This window comes from Streptomyces sp. PA03-5A, from assembly GCF_033792725.1.
GTDB lineage: Bacteria > Actinomycetota > Actinomycetes > Streptomycetales > Streptomycetaceae > Actinacidiphila.
In genome coordinates this window covers 148,804-168,088 of sequence record NZ_JARAVL010000001.1, presented here as the reverse complement: position 1 = coordinate 168,088, position 19,285 = coordinate 148,804, and the positions used below count along the sequence as shown (strand labels likewise).

21 protein-coding genes are annotated in these 19,285 nt (G+C 72.4%); 15 read left to right on the top strand and 6 right to left on the bottom strand.

The annotated features are described in order from the left end of the window. Nucleotides 1–93 precede the first annotated feature (93 nt). The 9 genes from PV410_RS00780 (at nt 94) to PV410_RS00740 (ending at nt 8,625) form a co-directional block, all read left to right on the top strand. A complete protein-coding gene (locus tag PV410_RS00780) occupies nt 94–894 on the top strand; it encodes a GntR family transcriptional regulator (RefSeq protein WP_500321617.1) in 801 nt (266 codons plus the stop codon). A 134-nt stretch (nt 895–1,028) separates the two neighbouring features. Next, nucleotides 1,029–1,991 carry a sugar ABC transporter substrate-binding protein gene (locus PV410_RS00775; RefSeq protein WP_500321616.1) on the top strand — a complete coding sequence of 321 codons (963 nt, stop codon included), beginning with the start codon at nt 1,029–1,031 and terminating at the stop codon, nt 1,989–1,991. Then, nucleotides 1,988–3,010 carry an ABC transporter permease gene (locus tag PV410_RS00770; RefSeq protein WP_500321615.1) on the top strand — a complete coding sequence of 341 codons (1,023 nt, stop codon included), beginning with the start codon at nt 1,988–1,990 and terminating at the stop codon, nt 3,008–3,010. Before PV410_RS00775 ends, PV410_RS00770 begins: the two co-directional genes overlap by 4 nt. After that, nucleotides 3,007–3,786 carry an ATP-binding cassette domain-containing protein gene (locus PV410_RS00765; RefSeq protein ID WP_500321614.1) on the top strand — a complete coding sequence of 260 codons (780 nt, stop codon included), beginning with the start codon at nt 3,007–3,009 and terminating at the stop codon, nt 3,784–3,786. Before PV410_RS00770 ends, PV410_RS00765 begins: the two co-directional genes overlap by 4 nt. A gap of 199 nt (nt 3,787–3,985) precedes the next feature. Next, on the top strand, nt 3,986–5,104 hold the full coding sequence (locus PV410_RS00760) for an ROK family glucokinase (RefSeq protein WP_499514778.1): 1,119 nt from the start codon (nt 3,986–3,988) through the stop codon (nt 5,102–5,104). Between the two features lie 5 nt (nt 5,105–5,109). Continuing rightward, complete coding sequence (locus tag PV410_RS00755; RefSeq protein WP_500321613.1) at nt 5,110–5,631, top strand: hypothetical protein; 522 nt, start codon at nt 5,110–5,112, stop codon at nt 5,629–5,631. An 84-nt stretch (nt 5,632–5,715) separates the two neighbouring features. Then, nucleotides 5,716–6,996 (top strand): bifunctional 3-oxoadipate enol-lactonase/4-carboxymuconolactone decarboxylase PcaDC, encoded by a 1,281-nt coding sequence (pcaDC, locus tag PV410_RS00750; RefSeq protein WP_500321612.1) that lies wholly within the window; start codon nt 5,716–5,718, stop codon nt 6,994–6,996. Between the two features lie 130 nt (nt 6,997–7,126). Continuing rightward, nucleotides 7,127–7,774, top strand: a complete 648-nt coding sequence (locus PV410_RS00745; RefSeq protein WP_500321611.1) for an MBL fold metallo-hydrolase — start codon at nt 7,127–7,129, stop codon at nt 7,772–7,774. Between the two features lie 71 nt (nt 7,775–7,845). After that, entirely contained in the window at nt 7,846–8,625 is a 780-nt protein-coding gene (locus tag PV410_RS00740; protein WP_500321610.1) for an exodeoxyribonuclease III, read from the top strand. Here the strand turns inward: PV410_RS00740 and PV410_RS00735 are convergent. Then, nucleotides 8,550–9,407, bottom strand: a complete 858-nt coding sequence (locus PV410_RS00735; RefSeq protein WP_500321609.1) for an SMI1/KNR4 family protein — start codon at nt 9,405–9,407, stop codon at nt 8,550–8,552. The two genes, PV410_RS00740 and PV410_RS00735, sit on opposite strands and share 76 nt — an antisense overlap. A 109-nt stretch (nt 9,408–9,516) precedes the next feature. Here PV410_RS00735 and PV410_RS00730 point away from each other — a divergent pair, with 109 nt between their 5' ends. After that, the gene (locus PV410_RS00730) at nt 9,517–9,855 is read left to right on the top strand and encodes a cupin domain-containing protein (protein ID WP_499514784.1); all 339 of its coding nucleotides are present in this window, start codon (nt 9,517–9,519) and stop codon (nt 9,853–9,855) included. A gap of 5 nt (nt 9,856–9,860) precedes the next feature. Then, nucleotides 9,861–10,301 carry a DUF6278 family protein gene (locus PV410_RS00725; protein ID WP_500321608.1) on the top strand — a complete coding sequence of 147 codons (441 nt, stop codon included), beginning with the start codon at nt 9,861–9,863 and terminating at the stop codon, nt 10,299–10,301. Nucleotides 10,302–10,317: 16 nt separating this feature from the next. On the opposite strand, the gene PV410_RS00720 is transcribed toward PV410_RS00725, so the two are convergent. After that, nucleotides 10,318–11,178, bottom strand: a complete 861-nt coding sequence (locus PV410_RS00720; RefSeq protein ID WP_500321607.1) for a helix-turn-helix domain-containing protein — start codon at nt 11,176–11,178, stop codon at nt 10,318–10,320. A 145-nt stretch (nt 11,179–11,323) separates the two neighbouring features. Here PV410_RS00720 and PV410_RS00715 point away from each other — a divergent pair, with 145 nt between their 5' ends. Together PV410_RS00715 and PV410_RS00710 are read left to right on the top strand one after the other, a co-directional pair. After that, nucleotides 11,324–11,857: an ATP-binding protein gene (locus PV410_RS00715; protein ID WP_500321606.1), complete on the top strand. Its 534-nt coding sequence runs from the start codon at nt 11,324–11,326 to the stop codon at nt 11,855–11,857. A gap of 29 nt (nt 11,858–11,886) precedes the next feature. Next, nucleotides 11,887–12,171 carry a TfoX/Sxy family DNA transformation protein gene (locus tag PV410_RS00710; RefSeq protein WP_326571765.1) on the top strand — a complete coding sequence of 95 codons (285 nt, stop codon included), beginning with the start codon at nt 11,887–11,889 and terminating at the stop codon, nt 12,169–12,171. A 72-nt stretch (nt 12,172–12,243) separates the two neighbouring features. Here PV410_RS00710 and PV410_RS00705 read toward each other — a convergent pair whose 3' ends face one another. Both PV410_RS00705 and PV410_RS00700 read right to left on the bottom strand, forming a co-directional pair. Then, the gene (locus PV410_RS00705; RefSeq protein WP_500321605.1) at nt 12,244–12,990 is read right to left on the bottom strand and encodes a GntR family transcriptional regulator; all 747 of its coding nucleotides are present in this window, start codon (nt 12,988–12,990) and stop codon (nt 12,244–12,246) included. Between the two features lie 74 nt (nt 12,991–13,064). Beyond that, nucleotides 13,065–14,693, bottom strand: a complete 1,629-nt coding sequence (locus tag PV410_RS00700) for a CocE/NonD family hydrolase (protein ID WP_500321604.1) — start codon at nt 14,691–14,693, stop codon at nt 13,065–13,067. A 209-nt stretch (nt 14,694–14,902) separates the two neighbouring features. Here PV410_RS00700 and PV410_RS00695 point away from each other — a divergent pair, with 209 nt between their 5' ends. Then, nucleotides 14,903–15,817, top strand: a complete 915-nt coding sequence (locus PV410_RS00695) for an SGNH/GDSL hydrolase family protein (RefSeq protein ID WP_500321603.1) — start codon at nt 14,903–14,905, stop codon at nt 15,815–15,817. 52 nt (nt 15,818–15,869) lie between these two features. On the opposite strand, the gene PV410_RS00690 is transcribed toward PV410_RS00695, so the two are convergent. Beyond that, nucleotides 15,870–16,625 carry a hypothetical protein gene (locus tag PV410_RS00690; RefSeq protein ID WP_500321602.1) on the bottom strand — a complete coding sequence of 252 codons (756 nt, stop codon included), beginning with the start codon at nt 16,623–16,625 and terminating at the stop codon, nt 15,870–15,872. 88 nt (nt 16,626–16,713) lie between these two features. Between PV410_RS00690 and ggt the strand changes: the two genes are divergently transcribed. Next, the gene (gene ggt, locus PV410_RS00685) at nt 16,714–18,528 is read left to right on the top strand and encodes a gamma-glutamyltransferase (protein WP_500321601.1); all 1,815 of its coding nucleotides are present in this window, start codon (nt 16,714–16,716) and stop codon (nt 18,526–18,528) included. On the opposite strand, the gene PV410_RS00680 is transcribed toward ggt, so the two are convergent. Continuing rightward, the gene (locus PV410_RS00680; protein ID WP_500321600.1) at nt 18,510–19,259 is read right to left on the bottom strand and encodes a metallophosphoesterase; all 750 of its coding nucleotides are present in this window, start codon (nt 19,257–19,259) and stop codon (nt 18,510–18,512) included. The genes ggt and PV410_RS00680 overlap by 19 nt on opposite strands. Nucleotides 19,260–19,285 lie beyond the last annotated feature (26 nt).

Sequence of the window (19,285 nt, the reverse complement as noted above, 5' to 3'; positions counted from 1 at the left end):
CAGGAACCCGGCACCACCGGCCGCGCCACCGACCGCACCGGCCCGCCCGCGGGCCCTTCGAGAAGGGGTGGACCCAAATGTTCGGACAATGTGATGTCAGAGTTTCCTGAGATCGAGACCGGCGGATACGCTCCCCCTGTGTCCAAAGCAGAGTCCGCGCCGCTCGAGTTCGAGGTGGACCGCTCCAGCCCAGTGCCGCTGTACTACCAGCTCGCCCAGCAGCTGGAGGGCGCCATCGAGCACGGCAGGCTCGCCCCGGGCAGCCTCCTGGGCAACGAGATCGAACTCGCGGGACGGCTCGGCCTCTCCCGGCCGACCGTCCGGCAGGCCATCCAGTCCCTCGTGGACAAGGGACTGCTGGTGCGCCGTCGCGGCGTGGGCACCCAAGTCGTGCACAGCCAGGTCAAGCGGCCCCTGGAGCTGAGCAGCCTCTTCGACGACCTCCAGGCGGCCGGGCAGAGCCCCGCGACCCAGGTGCTGCGCAACGAGACCGAGCCGGCCTCCGCCCTGGTCGCCGCCGCGCTCGGCCTCGCCGAGGGCAGCGACGTCGTCGTGCTGCAACGGCTGCGCTTCACCCACGGTGAGCCAATGGCCCACATGTGCAACTACCTGCCGCCGGGACTGCTGTCCCTGGACAACGCCAGGCTGGAGTCCACCGGCCTGTACCGCATGATGCGCGCCGCCGGGATCACCCTGCACAGCGCCCGTCAGTCGGTCGGCGCCCGGTGCGCCACCGAGGCGGAGGGCGAGCTGCTCGCCGAGGACCCCGGGGCCGCGCTGCTCACCATGAGCCGGACGACGTACGACGACACGGGAAGGGCCGTCGAATACGGCACGCACATCTACCGCGCCTCCCGCTACGCCTTCGAGTTCCAGCTCCTCGTACGGGCCTGAACGACCGCGGAACCCCCCCTTCCGCAAGCATCGCACCCTGTGACGGATACTTGGTCGGTTCCAAGACCTGCAGGGAAAGGCACGACGTGGAGAGCGCGAACAGGGGAAAGCGTGCGCTCGGTGCGCTACTGACAGTGGTCATCGGTGTGGCGCTGGCGGGTTGCAGCAGCACCGGGGGCCTGCGCGCGGAGCAGCGGGCCAAGGAGGCCCAGGCCAACGGATCGGCCGTCGACACACCGAAGTGGACGGTCGCCATGGTCACCCACGCCGGTGCCGGGGACAGCTTCTGGGACATCGTCCAGAAGGGCGCCCGGCAGGCCGCGGCCAAGGACAACATCAAATTCCTGTACTCCAACAGCGACCAGGGCAAGGACCAGGCGCAGCTGGTGCAGACCGCCATCGACCAGAAGGTCGACGGCCTCGTCGTCACGCTCGCCAAGCCCGAGGCCATGAAGGACGTCGTCCTGAAGGCGGAGAAGGCCGGCATCCCGGTCGTCACCATCAACTCCGGGTCCGCCCAGTCCAAGGAGTACGGCGCCCTGGCGCACATCGGCCAGGACGAGACCGTCGCCGGCGAGGCCGTCGGCGACGAGCTCACGGCGCGCGGCAGGAAGCACGTCCTGTGCGTGCTCCACGAGCAGGGCAACGTCGGCCACGAGCAGCGCTGCGCGGGCGTGAAGAACACCTTCGCGGGCACGACGGAGAACCTCTACGTCAACGGCACCAACATGCCGGACGTCCAGTCCGCCCTCCAGGCCAAGCTGGCGGCCGACCGTTCCATCGACGCCGTCGTGACCCTGGGCGCGCCCTACGCCGCCACCGCCGCCAAGGCGAAGGACCAGGCGGGCAGCCAGGCCGAGGTCGACACCTTCGACCTCAACGGCCAGGTCGCGGGCGCGCTGGAGGACGGCACCATCGGCTTCGCCGTCGACCAGCAGCCGTACCTGCAGGGCTACGAGGCCGTCGACCTGCTGTGGCTCTACCGGTACAACGCCGACGTGCTCGGCGGTGGCAGGCCCGTGCTCACCGGCCCGCAGATCGTCACCAAGGACGACGCGGCCGCGCTGAAGGACTACGCGAAGCGGGGCACCCGATGACCGCGGACAGCCTCGCGCCCCCGAGACGGCTCGGGCACCGCCTGCTCAGCCGCCCCGAGCTCGGGGCGGTCGTCGGCGCCGTGGCCGTCTTCGTCTTCTTCTCCGTGGCGGCCGACTCCTTCCTGCGGCCGGCGAGCCTGGGGACCGTCCTCTACGCGGCGTCCACCATCGGGATCATGGCGGTGCCAGTGGCGCTGCTGATGATCGGCGGCGAGTTCGACCTGTCGGCGGGCGTGCTGGTCACGTCCTCCGCCCTGGTGTCGTCGATGTTCAGCTACCAGATGACGGCGAACGTCTGGGTGGGCGTCGGCGTCTCGCTGCTCGTCACCCTCGCCATCGGCTTCTTCAACGGCATCATGCTGGCCCGCACGAAGCTGCCGAGCTTCATCATCACGCTGGGCACCTTCCTGATGCTCACCGGCCTCAACCTGGGCTTCACCAAGCTCATCGACGGCACGGTCAGCACCAAGTCCATCTCCGACATGGAGGGCTTCGCGTCGGCGCGGGCGCTGTTCGCCTCGCACCTGAGGATCGGCGACGTCGACCTCCAGGTGACCATCCTGTGGTGGATCGCGCTGGTCGCCGTCGCCACGTGGGTCCTGCTGCGCACCCGCGCCGGCAACTGGATCTTCGCCTCCGGCGGCGGCCCCGACGCGGCCCGCGCGGTCGGCGTCCCCGTCACCCGTACGAAGACGGGCCTGTACATGGCCGTCGCCTTCTGCGCGTGGATCTCCGGGCAGCACCTGCTGTTCTCCTTCGACGTCGTGCAGTCGGGAGAGGGCATCGGCAACGAGTTCCTGTACATCATCGCCGCCGTGATCGGCGGCTGTCTGATGACCGGCGGCTACGGCTCCGCCGTCGGCTCGGCGGTCGGCGCGTTCATCTTCGGCATGACCAGCAAGGGCATCGTCTACGCCGAGTGGAACCCAGACTGGTTCAAGTTCTTCCTGGGCGCCATGCTGCTGCTGGCGACGCTGCTCAACGCCTGGGTGCGCAAGCGGGCGGAGGCGGCGAAGTGACGGTCCTGGTGAAGCTGACCGACGTCAGCAAGGCGTACGGGCACGTGCGCGCCCTGGAGGGCGTCTCCCTGGAGGTGCACGCGGGGGAGATCACCTGCGTCCTCGGTGACAACGGTGCGGGCAAGTCCACCCTGATCAAGATCATCGCCGGGCTGCACCAGCACGACGGGGGCACTTACGAGGTCGAGGGCGTGCCTGTACGCCACGCCTCCCCCCGCGAGGCCCTCGACCGAGGCATCGCCACGGTCTACCAGGACCTGGCCGTCGTCCCGCTGATGCCGGTGTGGCGGAACTTCTTCCTCGGCTCCGAGCCGAGGAAGGGCCGCGGCCCCTTCAAGCGCCTGGACGTCGCCATGATGCGGGAGACCACGCGCACGGCACTGCGCGACATGGGGATCGACCTGCGCGACGTGGACCAGCCCATCGGCACCCTGTCGGGCGGGCAGCGGCAGAGCGTCGCCATCGCCCGGGCCGTGCACTTCGGGGCCAAGGTGCTCATCCTCGACGAGCCCACGGCGGCACTCGGCGTCCGGCAGTCCGGCGTCGTCCTGAAGTACGTCGCCGCGGCCCGGGACGCCGGGCTGGGTGTGGTCCTCATCACGCACAACCCCCACCACGCCCACCTCGTCGGCGACCGCTTCGTCCTGCTGCGCCGCGGCACGATGACCGGCTCCTACACCAGGGACGGGATCACGGTGGACGAGCTCACGCGGGAGATGGCCGGCGGCTCGGACCTCGAGGCGCTCGCGCACGAACTGCGCCGCCCGGCGCCGTGAGGGCGGGTGGGCGGCCCCCGGTCGTCCACCCGGGCACCCGCTCCGCCGGCGCCCGGGGCAGCGGGCCACGCCCCCGCCGGCCCCGGCACTTAGAATCACTCGGAGAAACGCCCCCGACCCCGGAGAGACGAGCCTTGCGAGCGACGACCGAGCAGCAGTTCGGGACCGAGTCCGGGATCGGATCCACGGGGGTGAACCGATGAGCATGTACCGAGGTGCCGCCCGCTCCTCCAGCAGTTCCACACTCCTGAGCACGGTGGGCCGCCGCGAGCGCCGCTCGCACCTCACCGCGCCCCGGGTCCCCACCGTCGGCATCGACATCGGCGGCACCAAGGTGATGGCCGGCGTCGTCGACGCGGACGGCACCATCCTGGAGAAGCTGCGCACCGAGACCCCGGACAAGAGCAAGAGCCCGAAGGTGGTCGAGGACACCATCACCGAGCTCGTCCTCGACCTGTCCGAGCGGCACGACGTGCACGCCGTGGGCATCGGCGCGGCCGGGTGGGTCGACGCGGACCGCTCCCGGGTGCTCTTCGCCCCCCACCTGTCCTGGCGCGACGAGCCGCTGAAGGCCCGCCTCACCGAGCGCCTGCGGGTCCCCGTCATGGTGGACAACGACGCGAACACCGCCGCATGGGCGGAGTGGCGCTTCGGCGCCGGCCGCGGTGAGAACGACCTCGTCATGATCACGCTGGGCACGGGGATCGGCGGCGCCATCCTGGAGGACGGCCAGGTCAAGCGGGGCCGCTACGGCGTCGCGGGCGAGTTCGGCCACATGCAGGTCGTGCCCGGCGGCCACCGCTGCGCCTGCGGCAACCGCGGCTGCTGGGAGCAGTACAGCTCGGGCAACGCCCTGGTGCGCGAGGCCCGCGAACTCGCGGCGGCGGAGTCCCCTGTCGCGTACGGGATCATCGACCGGGTCGACGGCCAGGTCCGGGAGATCACCGGACCGCTCATCACGGAGCTCGCCCGTGAGGGTGATCCGATGTGCGTCGAGCTCTTCCAGGACATCGGCCAGTGGCTGGGCGTCGGCATCGCCAACCTCGCCGCCGCCCTGGATCCTTCCTGCTTCGTCATCGGCGGCGGCGTCAGCGCGGCCGACGACCTGCTGATCGCCCCGGCCCGCGACGCCTTCCGGCGCCATCTGACCGGCCGCGGCTACCGGCCGGAGGCGCGTATCGTCAAGGCCCAGCTCGGCCCAGAGGCCGGGATGGTCGGCGCCGCGGACCTGGCGCGGCTGGTCGCGCGCCGCTTCCGGCGGGCCAACCGGCGGCGGGTCGAGCGGTACGAGCGCTACGCGAAGGTCGTCGGCAAGTGAGTGCCATGCCCGCGAGGAAGCCGCCGCGCTGGGTGCAGTGGACGGTCGTCCCGCTGCTGATCCTGGTGCCGATCGGCTACGTGATCATCTCCGCCGAGCAGAGCCGGGACAGCGGCGAGGAGAAGCAGCAGCAGGCCGCCGCCACCACGCTCACCTACCTGTGGCCCACCAAGGTGCAGCGGCGCATCTACGAGGTGCCGATCCCGTCCGGGTCGACGCCGGTGGCGTACCTGGAGACCAACAACTGGGCCTCCAGCTCTTTCTACGTGCAGTTCCGCACCAACCAGGGCGGCCTGGACACCTTCCTCGCCCAGGTCGGCACGAGCCGCTCCGCCCTGAGGGACGGCGACGTGACCGTGAGCCCGAAGCAGGCCCGCACGGTGCGCTGGACCTTCGGCACGGACCGCCGGTGGGCCGGTCTCAAGCTCAAGCAGCACGGCGACAAGCCGGACCACAACATCACGGTCGACCTCTCCAACACGGACCACCCCGTGGTCTATGTCGTGTCCACGATAAACTTCCGCTGACCGGCGCCCAGGCGCCGCAAGGGTCCCGCGCCGTCACGGGGCCCGGGCGTCCGTGCCCGCGAACGCCTCGATAGCGTGGAGCGAGTGACCGACGAGCAGACCCCCAAGACCCTCCAGCACCGCATCGACGGCCCGCAGGACGCCCCGGTCCTGGTCCTCGGCCCCTCACTGGGCACGACGTGGCACATGTGGGACCGGCAGATACCCGAGCTGACCCGGCAGTGGAGGGTGCTGCGGTACGACCTCCCGGGGCACGGCGGTGCCCCCGCCGACCCCTCTGCCTCCACCGCCGACCTCGCCGACCGCCTGCTGCGCACCCTGGACGAGGCCGGCGTCGAGCGCTTCGGCTACGCGGGCTGCGCTTTCGGCGGCGCCATCGGCACCCAGCTCGCGCTGCGCGCCCCGCAGCGCGTGGCCTCGCTCGCGCTGGTCTCCTCGGCCGCCCGTTTCGGAACCCCTGACGCATGGCGGCAGCTCGGCGTCGTCGTCCGTGCGAACGGCCTGGAGCAGATCGCCCTGAGCACCCCCGAGCGCTGGTTCGCCCCCGCCTTCCGTGCCGCCCAGGCCGCCATCGTGGACTGGTCCGTGCAGATGGCCCGCGCCGTCGACCCCGAGTGCTACATCGCCGCCTGCGAGGCGCTGGCCGCCCATGACGTGCGCGCCGAGCTGGGCCTGATCACCGTGCCGACGCTGGTCCTGGGCGGCGCCGAGGACCAGGTGACGCCGCCCGCCGACGCCCGGGCCCTGGTCGCCGGGATACCGGACGCGCGGCTCGCGGTCGTCCCCGGGGCCTCGCACCTGGTGCCGGTCGAGCAGCCCGCCGCCGTGGGCGAACTCCTCGTACGCCACTTCGAGGCCACCTGGACCGAGCAGCCCGCCGCCGTGACCCTCCCCGCGCAGCCCGCACATGCGGCCCCCGAGCCCGCTGCGGCGGCCCCCGTACGGCCCGCGCCGCAGCACCGGGGCGGTACCGCGGGCGAACGCCCGGACGCGTACGCGCAGGGCGACCGCACCCGGCGCGAGCTCCTGGGCGACGCCCACGTCGACCGGGCGGCGGGGGAGGCCGAGGAGTCCGCCGGGGACTTCGAGGAGTTCGTCACCCGCTACGCCTGGGGGGAGGTCTGGAACCGGCCCGGGCTCGACCGGCGCACCCGCAGCGTCGTCACCCTGACCGCGCTCGTCGCCGGCGGCCACCACGCGGAACTGGCCGGGCACACCCGGGCCGCGCTGCGCGGCGGCCTCACCCCGGCCGAGATCGAGGAGGTGCTGCTGCACACCGCCGTCTACTGCGGGGTGCCCGCCGCCACCTCCGCCTTCGCGGTGGCGCGGCGTGTCATCCGGGAGGAGACTCGGCCACGGGAGTGAGCCCGCGCGCACGGCGGCAGCCCGGTCGCCCCGTCAGCCCCTTGCCATCCCCACCTGGATGCGGCGTGTGCGGTGCGCACGGCCCCGGCCATGATGGCCATGCAAAGGATCACCGCTCCGGAGGAGAGCCATGAAGCTGACGAAGAGGGGCCATGCCTGCGTCCGCCTGGAGAAGGACGGGCGCACGCTCGTCATCGACCCCGGAGCCTTCACCGAACCGGAGGCGGCGACGGGGGCGGAGGCGGTGCTCATCACGCACGAGCACGCGGACCACTTCAGCGAACAGCAATTGCGCGCCGCCCTGGAGGCCGACCCCGCCGCCGAGATCTGGACGTTGAAGAGCGTCGCCGACCAGGTGTCGGCCGCCTTCCCGGGCCGGGTCCACACCGTCGGCGAGGGCGACACCTTCAGTGCGGCCGGCTTCGACATCGAGGTGCACGGTCAGATGCACGCCGTGATCCACCCCGACATCCCGCGCATCACCAATGTGGGCTTCCTCGTCGACGGCTCCGTCTTCCACCCCGGCGACGCGCTCACCGTGCCCGGCCGGTCCGTCGAGACGCTGCTGCTGCCGGTGCACGCCCCCTGGAGCAAGGTCTCCGAGGTCATCGACTACCTCCGCGAGGTCAAGCCGGCCCGCGCCATCGACGTGCACGACGGGCTGCTCAGCGACATCGCGCGTACCGTCTACGACCGGCTGCTCGGCCCCGACGGGCCCGGTGTCGGCGGCGCGGAGCACGGCAGGCTGGCCCCCGGCGACAGCGCCGACCTGGGCTGACGACCTGCCGCGGACGGCCCCGGGGAACGCCGCGGGGCCGGTTGTCGGAGGCGGGCGGTACATTCGGGTCCATGCGCATCGCCACCTGGAACGTCAACTCGATCACCGCCCGCCTGCCGCGGCTGCTGCCCTGGCTGGAGAAGAACAGCCCGGACGTGCTGTGCATCCAGGAGACCAAGTGCGCCGAGGCGCAGTTCCCGTTCGACGAGCTGCGCGCCCTCGGCTACGAGACCGCCGTCAACGCCACCGGCCGGTGGAACGGCGTCGCCCTGCTGTCCAAGGTGGGTCTCGAGGACGTCGTCGTCGGCCTGCCCGGCGGCCCGCTGTACGAGGAGGTCGACGAGCCCCGCGCGGTCTCGGCGACCTGCGGCCCGGTCCGGGTCTGGTCGGTGTACGTGCCCAATGGCCGTGAGGTCGGCCACGAGCACTACGCCTACAAGCTGCGCTGGTTCGAGGCGCTGCGCGCGGCGGTCGCGCAGGACGCTGCCGGCGGGCGCCCCTTCGCCGTCCTCGGCGACTACAACGTGGCGCCCACCGACGAGGATGTGTGGGACCCCTCGGTCTTCGAGGGGCTGACCCACGTCACCCCCGCGGAGCGGGAGGCGCTGGCGCACCTGCGCGAGGCCGGGCTCAACGACGTGGTGCCCCGCCCGCTGAAGTACGACCGTCCCTACACCTACTGGGACTACCGCCAGCTGGCCTTCCCCAAGAACCGCGGCATGCGGATCGACCTGGTCTACGCGAACCAGGCCTTCGGCAAGGCGGTCTCCGACGCCTACGTCGACCGTGAGGAGCGCAAGGGCAGGGGCGCCTCCGACCACGCCCCCGTCGTGGTCGACCTCGACGTCTGACCGCTCCGGGGCAGGCCCACCGCGAAGCGCCCGCCGGCCCTGCGCTGGAACTCGACGTAGCCGCGCAGGCCGGGCGGGCAGGGCAGGTGCAAGGTGGCCGGATGCGCCACGTCGCGCAGGTCCACCACCAAGGCGTCGTCCGGCAGCCCGGTCAGCGCGCCCGCCAGCTCCGGGTCGGCGTCGGGCCGGGCCTGCCCCACGGGCGTGCCCCGCAGGTCGGGCCGGTAGGAGAAGACGTGCGAGGTCTCGGCGAGCCGCTCCAGCACGGCGGTGTGGTCCGGAGCCGTGCCGTCCGCCCGTTCGGGATCCGGATCCGGCTCGGGCACCGTGCGCTCCAGGGCCGTGAGCCCGGCCCGGGCCAGCAGGGTGACCCAGTCGACCAGCGACGGCGCGACGTACGCCCAGGTGTCGAGGAAGACGCCGGTCGCGGCGAACACCCGGCCCCAGGCGCCGGTGCCCTCGTCCACGTCGACGAAGAGCGTGTCCCCGCCCGACTCGTGCAGCAGGTGCGCGGAGCCGGGCGGCCCCACCGCCCAGCCACCGGGGTGCAGCCCGCGCTCCGGGGCCAGCCGGTACTCCTCCAGCCCCCCGATGCGGATCGACCGCACCCTGCCGACCAGGTGCCGCACCTCGTCGGGCAGCGGCACGCCCCACGCCGCGATCTCGGCGTCGTCCGCGCCGGGTGCCAGCCGCACCGTCCCCGGTGCCCGCGCCGCCAGTTCCTCCAGCAGCCGCCAGGCGCGGTCCGCCGCCCGTGCCGCGGCTTCCCGTTCATCCCGCATTGCATGGCCCTTCTCGCGCGGGGCAGCCTTACGTTACGTATTGTGCGGCAACGGAACGTATACAACGTGTCGTTACCGTTGGCATACGCCCGCGCGTACGCTCCCGGCCATGAAGAGCTTCTCCGTCGACATCGCCGCCGCCGTGCTCGAACCCGACCCCCTGGACCCGGAGCAGATCGTCTCCGGCTCCCCGGAGGTCACCGGAACGGTGCTGTGGCAGTCGCCCGACGGCACCCGTTCGAGGGGGATCTGGCAGATCACCCCGGGCGTGGTGACCGACACCGAGGCGGACGAGATGTTCGTGGTCGTCAGCGGGCGGGCCACCGTCGAGGTGGAGGGCGGACCGACCCTGGAGCTCGGCCCGGGTGACGTCTGCGTCCTCCGCGAAGGAGACCGCACGACATGGACCGTCCACGAGACACTCCGCAAGGCCTACGCCATAGGCTGATGCCCATGGACATCTCCTTCCTGGACAGATGGCGCAAACGGTACGGCGAGGTCCGCGGCGCGGCCGTACCGGAGTCCCTCGCCGAGGACCCGGAAGGAGTCGCGGAACTGCTCTCCGAGTGCGAACTGCTGCGCGCCAGGGCCGAGGCCGAGGGCGTGGAACTGGACGACACGGCCGCCTCTTTGGAGCGCCTGGACCAACTGGTGCCGCGCTGGCGCGACGATCCGGACGAGCTGTCCTGGCTCGGCAACGACGCCGGGCTCTACCTCGGCACGGTCGTCGTGCGCACCGTGCCGGGCGCGAACTGGCAGATCTGGCCCAACGGCCGGCCCGTCATCCTGCTGGCCTCCGGCCGTGAACTCGACGTCGTCGAGGCCGGCCACGAGTGGGCGGAGAGCGGCACCCCGGAGCTGTCCCAGGTCCACGCCGAGGCGTCCGAGGCCTGAGCGCCGCCCGGCGCTCCTAGATGACGCGCTCGGCCTCGCCGAGCATGGCCTCGAACCAGCGGTCGAAGCCATAGAGCACCGAGCCGGGCGGCGTGGCGGAGAGCCGGTAGACCAGCGAGCCCCGCGGGTCCGCCGGCGGTCCGATGACGGAGACGAAGGCGGCACCGTCGAGGCGCACCAACCGCCACACCGGCGCGGTGCGGTAGCGGTAGACCTCCAGCTGAATCGTTCCTTCATCGGCGAGGGCGGCGAGCATGTCCTCCGCGAAGCGCAGGCTCGACGCGAAGAAGCGCGGTGTCTCGCCGACCTCCTCCGCGATCCGGGCGACCGCGGGGCTCTCCGGGTGCAGCAACAGCAGCCGCATGCGGGGAGGAGACCCGGTCCGGCCGTCGCGGGTCAGGGGCCCCCGCAGCAGCGAGTCGCCGAGCGCCACCAGGCCCAGGGCGCGCACGCCCACCACGTCCACCGCGTCGGCGCTCGCGGCCGCCTCGCGGATCTCCGCGGCCGCCTCGGGCTTGGTCAGCGCGACCGCCGCGACCTGCGGATGGTCCATCAGGTCGCGGACGCCGTACGAGCGCAGGCGGCGCGGCGCGAGCCCCATGAGCATCCGTGCGTGGTCCGGCATGCGCAGGCCCTGCGCGATGCGCTCGAACACGTCGAACCGCACCACCGAGCGGCGCCCCCGCACGATCTCGTTGACCCGGCCCTGCAGCAGCCCCGTCGCGGCGGCGATGCGCGACTGGCTCGCGCCGCCGTACTGCTGCGCGAACCGCAGGATCGCCCCGGCGTCGCGGGCCCGCAGGGCCTCCCGTATCTCCTCGCGCTCCCAGGCCCACGCGGGGATCTCGACGGCAGCGCCGGCAACCGGTCCCGACATCCACGACTCCCGTCCGTACCGGCGCCGGTTCCTTCCACCGGCGTTACCAGCGGGTATGTCGTGGTGAGAATAGCGCGGGGGTATCGCGTGCACGTGTGCTTCACGGAATGCTCGGCGCCACCTACGACACCTGTGAGGTGGTCACATGGGGGACAACTTGGCCGCACAGCCCCCGTTCCGGCGCGTCGCCCCCGGCGCCGACCGCGGTGCCGACCGCGGTGCCGGAGACGAGTCCCCTCCGGATACCCTCCATACCCACGGTCCGGCGGCCGAACCCGTCCCGGCCCCACCCGCCACCGTCCTGCTGGGCGAGGTCTTCCTGCCCGCCGACGACCTGGCGCCCGCCCAGGCGCGCCGCATCCTGGCGGCGACCCTGGACGCGTGGGACCTCGGGTACCTGATGGACCCCGCGAGCATCGTCCTCGCCGAGCTCGTCTCCAACGCCGTGCGGCACGCCGGGGGCCGGCGTGTGGGCGTCACGCTGTCGCGGCGGCTGACGCTGGTGCACATGTCGGTCCGCGACGGCTCCCGCACTCCGCCCTGCCTGGTGCTGACCGGGCGGGTCCCCGACACGACGGGGAGCGCCCGCGGTCTTCAGGTGGTTTCCGCCCTCACCTACCGCTGGGGGACAGACCTCCTGCCGGGCGGCAAGCGTGTCTGGGCCGAGATCGCCGTCTGACGGGGCGTCGGGAGGTGCATGATGGGGTCATGGACTCCCTGCAGCAGATGCCCAACATCGGCGCGGTCCTGGCCGAGCGCCTTCGCAGCGCCGGTGTGCCGGACGCCGACGAGCTGCGCCGCCTCGGATCCGGAGGGGCCTTCGCGATGATCCGCGAAGGGCTTCCCGAGGACGCCTGCACCCACACCCTGCTCGCCCTCGAGGGCGCGATCCGCGGTACCCGCTGGACCGCCATCCCCAAGGCCGACCGCGACGCGCTGGTCGGCCGGGTGCTCGGCGAGGGCCACGCGGGCGCCGCAGCCGGAGGCCGTTAGCGATCGCACGCCACCACCGGGCCGAGGGGCGCGGCCTCGCCGGGTCCGGCCACGCGCCCGCCCGGCAGCCGGTCAGGACGAGAAGTCGATGCTGTACGCCACACGCCAGCGGTCGGCGCGGATCACCGTGTCCGAGGTCTCCACGGCGCGGTCGTCGGCGTCGAAGTACGTCCGCTGGACCGCCGTCACGCACTGGCCGTGCGCACAGCCGAGGGTCTGCGCCTCCCAGCCGGTGGCGGGCCGTGATTCCAGGACCTCGCGGGCCCGCACCACGCGGACCCCGATCGCGGCCAGCCGTCCCCGCACACCACGGCGGGCGTAGGGGCCGCGTTCGGGGTGCGCGACGTCCGTGCCGTCGGTGATGGCCAGCGGTTCCCAACTGGTCGCGAGCTGCACGGGCCGGCGGTTCGCCAGGTACTCGTAACGGGTCATCACCACCGGGTCGCCGGTGGCGATGCAGAGCCGCTCGGCGATGGCCGGCGGGGCGGTCGTGGTGACCGTCGAGGACTCCCAGTCCACCATTGCGGCGTCACCGGCGACCCGTGTGGCGAAGGGTGAGTCGACGGCGCCGGTGCCGCGGTCGAGCGTCCCCCGGGCCGAACGGTCGATAACGAACACCCCGCGGCCGAACTGCCCTTCGACGTAGCCCGCCGCCTTCAGCACGCGCACTGCCCGGTCGACGGTCTGGTCGCTCGCCCGGTAGGCCTCCTTCAGCCGGGAACGGGAGGGGATGCGGGACTCGGGCTTGAGGAGTCCCTCGTCGATCCGCCGCATGAGGTCGTCGGCGATCCACTGGTACACCGGCGCCGGCTCGGCCATCCCCGCTGTCCTCTCTCCCGCTCCTGGCACGACGTTAGGTACGCAGGCCACAGCTGCGTACCGAGGTACGCACGCTACGGGAGTGACGGTCGGCGAAGCGGCAGGGAGAGCCGGGACGGGTCCGCCGCCGGGGAGGAGAAGGCCAGCCCGGAGAAGGCCGGGTTGTGCTCGATGTAGAGGGGGTCGACGGTGTCCACGACCACGGTCAGGCGGTGGCCGGCCGGGACGTCGTAGGCGGTGGAGTACAGCTCCAGGTCCACCGCGAAGGGGCTTCCCGGGGTGCGGTCGGTGAAGGTGTAGGGGGCGTGCGTGATCAGCTTGCCGATGCCGAGGGAGTTCACGTCGTACAGGTAGGCCACGAAGGTGCCCCGGGAGGCCGAGGGCGTCACCGTGGTGTGCAGCACGGGGGTGCCGCGGACCTGCTGCACGGTCTCGTCGCGGGGACTCTGCCAGACCGCGGCGAAGGTGCGCGGCAACAGCGGTACGGAGACGACGGGCGGCGCCTGCGCGAGCTGGTCGGCGAGCGAGGAGAGGAAGATGATGCCGCCGTCCGCGCCCGAGTCGACGTTCGCGGCGATGCGGCGGGTGCCGTCCAGCGGCAGCTCGCGGGTGGCCGAGGGTACGGCCGACCAGCTGCCGTACCCCTCGTAGCCGCCACCGCTGCGGGAGGCCAGGCGGACCGGCTGCTCCTTGTCGATGCCGTTGTCCACGCCCTTGAGGTGGTGGTCCAGCCAGCGCCGCGTGTCGGACCAGACGTCGTTGGGCAGCCCGAACAGCCCCGTGATCTCCGGTGTCGCGTGGTCGCCCGGGCGGAACTCCAGGCGCTTGGGGACGGTCAGCCGGTCGTAGAACGAGGCGAGCTGGTTGGGCGAGAAGATCGTGTCGCCCCAGGCGTTGGCGAGCATCACGGCGGTGCCGTTGGCGTTGATCCGGTCGAGGTAGGTGCCGGGGGAGCGCAGCCGGCTCCAGGCGATCAGCTCGTCCTCCTGGTCGTAGTCGGAGGCCAGGAAGTCGGTGAGCACCCGCTGGAACTCGGCGCTGGGCCGGCCCGTGAGGTATCCGGCGGCGCCGAGCAGCAGGGAGGACTGCAGGTGCTGGGTGCGGCCGCCGTAGATGGACTCGGTCAGGTCCGCCCAGCCGCTGAGCGCCGCCACCGCCTTGACGCGGGGGTCGTGCGCGGCGCCCATGAGGGTCAGTCCGGCACCGTAGGAGACGCCGGCCATGCCGATCCGGCCGGGGTCCGCGGGGGTGTTGGCGAGCGTCCAGTCGATGACCCTCGAGATGTCCGCGACGTCGAGCGGCCCGGCGACGTCGATCGTCCCGCCGGAGAGGTAGAAGCCACGAGCGGTGTAACTCACCACGACGTAGCCGGAGTCGGCGAGCTTCTGCGCCTGGGCCAGGTACTGCAGGTCGTTCAGGCCCCAGCTGCTGGGGAGGACGACGGCGGGATAGCGCGCACTTGCGTCGCGACCGCCGTTGCCCGAAGGGGTGAAGACGTTCCCCTTGAGGGTGATCCCGCCGGCTCCCGGGATGTCGACGAAGCGGACGGAAGGGGCGGCGGTGCCCGCCCCGCGGGCCGTGCCGGCCGCGGTGCCCGGGCCTGCGAGCGGGGTCGCGTGCGCGGCGGGGGCCGCGATGCCCAGTGCCGCGGTGGCGAGCAGGACGGCGGAAAACGTTCCCGCGGTGGTACGAAGCGCTCTCATGGCGGCTCCAGATGTCCCCGTGACAAAGTGACTGGAGAGTAACCAGAGCCGCTTACCGTTGGTAATACCTCTGCATGTTACGCGCCAGTAACGATTGCCCTGAGCTGAGGGAACGTCAGTCCATCGAGCGAACTTGCGACGCATCCATTGACTTCGGCCACGCGGGACGCCGAATCTGAACCCGTCAGCGTCGACAGGGGGAGGGCCCGATGGGTGTCGGACGTGCATCGATCCTGGGAGCGGCCGCGGCGGCGGCCGCGCTCGTGCTCGCCGCGGTGAGCACGGTTCCGGCCACCGCGCACTCGCGCGACGGCCACCATCAAGGCAACGGTCACGGCAACGGCCACCGGGACGCGTACGTCGCGCTCGGGGACTCGTACACGTCGGGACCGCTCATCCCCGACCAGGTGGACGCCAATTGCGCCCGGTCGAACCGGAACTACCCCTCGTTGGTGGCGGGGCGGCTGAGAGGCACCAGCCTGACCGACGTGAGCTGCGGCGGGGCCACCACCGCCGAGATGTGGAAGGCGCAGGGCAGCAACCCGCCGCAGCTGGACGCCCTGAGCCGGCGGACCTCCCTGGTCACCCTGCAGATCGGCGGCAACGACGTCGGCTTCGGGAGCATCATCCGCACCTGCGCCGGCGCCGCGGTCTCCGACCCGACCGGCAATCCCTGCGAGAAGTACTACACGGCGGGTGGAACCGACCGGTTGCGGGCCGCCGTGGAGCAGACGGCACCGAAGATCGACGCCGTGCTGGACGCCATCCACCACCGCGCGCCGCGGGCCCGCGTCGTGGTCGTCGGCTACCCGGCGCTGCTCCCCGACAGCGGGGTCGGCTGCCGCCCGGCCGTGCCCTTCGCCGACAAGGACTTCGCCTACCTCCGGGACACCGAGAAGCGGCTCAACGCCATGCTGGCCCGTCGTGCCAAGGCCGCCCACGCGACCTACGTCGACACCTACACCCCGACCGTCGGCCACGACATGTGCACGGCCCCCGGCGTCCGCTGGATCGAGCCGCTCACGCCCGCCGCTCCGGCCGCGCCCGCCCATCCCAACGCGCTGGGCGAGAAGGCCATGGCCGCTGCCGTCCTGGACCGGATCTGCGTGCGCGGCCGCATATGACGGGGCCGCGGGGGCCCGTGCCCCCGCGGCCGTCCCGCCCGGTCCCGGGCCGTCACTCCGCGGCGACGGCCACCGGCGGGCTGGCGGGGGTCTTGGCCTCGCGGGTGACGTCGGCGACGACCTCCACCACGTCGGGTCCGTAGGCGTCGGAGTTGACGACCTTCAGCAGCAGGCAGAAGGTGCCGTCCACCCCGTACTTGCGGGACAGTCGCTGGTAGTGGCGGGCGAGGTAGCGCACGGCGGCCTGGTTGGTCACCCCGCGCTGGCCGGAGGCGAGGAAGACCGGGCGGTTGTTCCCGGTGTTCTCGTTGGCAGCCAGCCGGGCCAGGAAGACGTACTCCACCTTGCCCTTCTCCATACGGTAGGTCTCGCCGCCCACGGTCAGCGCGCCCTGGTCCTCGACGGGCCCGGTGAAGTCGTTGACCTGGAAACCGGGCAGCATGGAGCGCAGGTGCGCCGCCATGCGGTGGTTGGATATCGGACCGCCGACGCAGAACTCGGTGCGCGCGCCGAAGCCCTGCCAGGCGGTGTCGTGGGGCAGGATCTCGGCGTGCGCTCCGCACTCCTTGATCAGCGCGGACAGTTCGATCAGCGCGAAGACGTCATGGCGCGCCACGCTCCATCCCCGTGTCGAGCCCGGATCGCGGTTGATCACCAGCAGGCACTCCGAGCCGGTGGGCAGCCCGAAGAAGCGCTGTTTGCGCCGCAGCTTGCGCCGCCACAGGTACGTGCGGACGAACCAGCCCAGCGCGGCGCTGATACCGCTCGCGGCGAGTCCCAGGACGAAGTTGCGCACGTCGTCGCTCATGGGCCGGGATCGTAGTTGAGGCGTTCCTGACGAGGAAGGCAGGGTGGGGTTAGGCTGCCCGGACGGTCGCCCCAGTGGAGGTCCACGTATGCGTCGTCACGCTGTACGGAGTCTGTCGCTGCTCGCCGTAACCGCCACCGCCGCGCTGTCGGTGGCCGCGGCCCCGCCGGGGGCGGACGCCCGGGCCCGGGACGCCACACCCGCCAAGGTCCCGCTCGCCGTCGGCTACGGGGGCGCGGTCTCCAGCGTCGACGCCGACGCCTCCGCCGCCGGCATCGAGGTGCTGCGGCGCGGAGGGAACGCCGTGGACGCCGCGGTCGCCACCGCGGCCGCCCTGGGCGTCACCGAGCCGTACTCCTCGGGCATCGGCGGCGGCGGTTACTTCGTGTACTACGACGCGAGGCAGCGCAAGGTCCACACCATCGACGGCCGCGAGACGGCCCCCAAGAGCGCCACCGACAAGCTCTTCGTCGAGAACGGCCAGCCGCTGCCGTTCAACGACGCCGTCACCAGCGGTCTGAGCGTCGGCGTCCCCGGTACTCCCGCGACCTGGGACACCGCCCTGAGATCCTGGGGCAGCCGCAGCCTGGGTGACGTGCTGCGACCCGCCGAGCGCCTCGCGCACGACGGGTTCACGGTGGACGCCACCTTCCGCAGCCAGACGGAAGCCAACCAGGCGCGCTTCAAGGACTTCCCGGCCACCGCCGCGCTCTTCCTGCCCGGCGGGCAGCTGCCCGCGGTGGGTTCCACGCTCAAGAACCCCGACCTCGCCCGCACCTACGACGAGCTGGGCCGCAAAGGCGTCTCCGCCGTCTACAGCGGCGGCATAGGCGCCGACATCGTGAACACCGTGCGCAAGCCGCCCGTGGACCCGGCCGCGACGCGGGTCGTCCGCCCCGGCGACCTCACGACGGCGGACCTGAAGGCCTACAAGGCCAAGCCGCAGGACCCGACCCGGGTCTCCTACCGCGGCCTGGACGTCTACGGCATGGCGCCCTCCTCCTCCGGCGGCACCACCGTCGGTGAGGCGCTGAACATCCTGGAGCGGACCGGCAGACTCTCCCGGCTCTCCGACGCCCAGTACCTGCACCGCTTCCTCGAGGCGAGCAGGATCTCCTTCGCCGACCGCGGACGCTGGGTCGGCGACCCGGCCTTCGAGAAGGTCCCGACCGCGGGGCTGCTGTCGCAGTCGTTCGCGGACTCCCGGGCCTGCCTGATCAAGGACGACGCGGTGCTGACCAGCCCGGTCGCCCCGGGCGACCCGTACCACCCGGCGCGCTGCGGCAGTGGCGGCAAGGCCGCCCCGACGACGTACGAGGGCGAGAACACCACGCACCTCACGGTCGCCGACAAGTGGGGCAACGTCGTCGCGTACACGCTGACCATCGAGCAGACCGGTGGCAGCGCCATCACCGTCCCCGGGCGCGGTTTCCTGCTCAACAACGAGCTGACCGACTTCTCGTTCGTCCCTGCGAGCGCCTCGGTGCACGACCCCAACCTGCCGGGCCCCGGGAAGCGGCCGCGCTCCTCGATGTCGCCGACGATCGTGCTGAAGGACGGCCGCGTCGACTTCGCGCTCGGCTCGCCCGGCGGCGCCACGATCATCACCACCGTGCTGCAGGTGCTGACCGAGCACGTCGACCGCGGGCTGCCGCTGGTGGACGCGATCGCCGCGCCGCGCGCGAGCCAGCGCAACGCCGCGACCACGCAGGTCGAGCCGGCCTTCCTCGCGAGCGACGTGGCGGCGGAGCTGAAGGACATCGGGCACAGCTTCGCCGACGCGGGTGAGATCGGTGCGACGACGGGCGTCCAGCGACTGCCGGACGGCCGCTGGCTCGCCGCCGCCGAGACGGTGCGCCGCGGCGGCGGCTCGGCGATGGTGGTTCAGAGCACCACGCGGTAGTGGGTCGTCAGGCGCCGCTCGTCGTCCAGCACGTGGAAGGCGACGCCGGGCGGCGCCGAACGGTCGGCGACCGAGCCGTCCTGTGCGCCCTCCCACGGCATGCGCAGCGTCCACGTCACCCCGGGCGCGGCGATCAGGGGCCGCCCGGCGAAGGTGGTGGCGGCGGGCGTGTGCGCGTGCCCGGTCAGGACGGCGATCACCTCGGGGTGCGCGGCCAGCAGTTCCTCCAGGGGCCCGGGCCCGCCCAGCCGGTAGCCGTCGGGCAGCGGATGGTGGAGCGCGACGGGCGGGTGGTGGAAGGCCACCAGCGCGGGCGTGCCGGGGGCCAGCCCGTCCAGCGTCGAGGACAGCCACCGCAGGGTCTCCTCGTCCAGGAGGCCGTCGTCCTCCTCCGGGATCGTCGAGTCGCACATCAGCACCGCGGTCCCGGCGACGAGGTGCGCGCGGTTCACCGGTTCCGCCGCCTCGGCCTCGCCCAGCAGCGCCTTGCGGTAGGCGGCCCGCCGGTCGTGGTTGCCCGGGCAGGGGAGCACCGGGAAGGGCGCTTCCAGGATCCGGGCCGCCTCCTCGTACTCGGCGGGGGCGCCGTGGTCGGCGATGTCCCCGGTGACCAGCAGCGCGTCCGGCGGCCGGGGAAGCCCGCGCAGGTACGCCATGACGCGGGTGGCGCGCTCCGTCGAGCGTTCGGTGCCGTCGAGATGCAGGTCGCTGATGTGAGCCAGCAGCAGCATGGGCCGCTCCCCTCTAGGCTTAATGC

Bases quoted from the DNA above. Each gene is read 5' to 3' on its own strand.
- PV410_RS00680 (WP_500321600.1), bottom strand. From the start codon at position 19,259: ATGCTGCTGCTGGCTCACATCAGCGACCTGCATCTCGACGGCACCGAA.
- PV410_RS00780 (WP_500321617.1), top strand. From the start codon at position 94: ATGTCAGAGTTTCCTGAGATCGAGACCGGCGGATACGCTCCCCCTGTG.
- PV410_RS00770 (WP_500321615.1), top strand. From the start codon at position 1,988: ATGACCGCGGACAGCCTCGCGCCCCCGAGACGGCTCGGGCACCGCCTG.
- PV410_RS00740 (WP_500321610.1), top strand. From the start codon at position 7,846: ATGCGCATCGCCACCTGGAACGTCAACTCGATCACCGCCCGCCTGCCG.
- PV410_RS00705 (WP_500321605.1), bottom strand. From the start codon at position 12,990: ATGGCCGAGCCGGCGCCGGTGTACCAGTGGATCGCCGACGACCTCATG.
- PV410_RS00755 (WP_500321613.1), top strand. From the start codon at position 5,110: ATGCCCGCGAGGAAGCCGCCGCGCTGGGTGCAGTGGACGGTCGTCCCG.
- PV410_RS00745 (WP_500321611.1), top strand. From the start codon at position 7,127: ATGAAGCTGACGAAGAGGGGCCATGCCTGCGTCCGCCTGGAGAAGGAC.
- PV410_RS00715 (WP_500321606.1), top strand. From the start codon at position 11,324: ATGGGGGACAACTTGGCCGCACAGCCCCCGTTCCGGCGCGTCGCCCCC.
- PV410_RS00725 (WP_500321608.1), top strand. From the start codon at position 9,861: ATGGACATCTCCTTCCTGGACAGATGGCGCAAACGGTACGGCGAGGTC.
- PV410_RS00720 (WP_500321607.1), bottom strand. From the start codon at position 11,178: ATGTCGGGACCGGTTGCCGGCGCTGCCGTCGAGATCCCCGCGTGGGCC.
- PV410_RS00695 (WP_500321603.1), top strand. From the start codon at position 14,903: ATGGGTGTCGGACGTGCATCGATCCTGGGAGCGGCCGCGGCGGCGGCC.
- PV410_RS00690 (WP_500321602.1), bottom strand. From the start codon at position 16,625: ATGAGCGACGACGTGCGCAACTTCGTCCTGGGACTCGCCGCGAGCGGT.
- PV410_RS00735 (WP_500321609.1), bottom strand. From the start codon at position 9,407: ATGCGGGATGAACGGGAAGCCGCGGCACGGGCGGCGGACCGCGCCTGG.
- ggt (WP_500321601.1), top strand. From the start codon at position 16,714: ATGCGTCGTCACGCTGTACGGAGTCTGTCGCTGCTCGCCGTAACCGCC.
- PV410_RS00710 (WP_326571765.1), top strand. From the start codon at position 11,887: ATGGACTCCCTGCAGCAGATGCCCAACATCGGCGCGGTCCTGGCCGAG.
- PV410_RS00730 (WP_499514784.1), top strand. From the start codon at position 9,517: ATGAAGAGCTTCTCCGTCGACATCGCCGCCGCCGTGCTCGAACCCGAC.
- PV410_RS00760 (WP_499514778.1), top strand. From the start codon at position 3,986: ATGAGCATGTACCGAGGTGCCGCCCGCTCCTCCAGCAGTTCCACACTC.
- PV410_RS00700 (WP_500321604.1), bottom strand. From the start codon at position 14,693: ATGAGAGCGCTTCGTACCACCGCGGGAACGTTTTCCGCCGTCCTGCTC.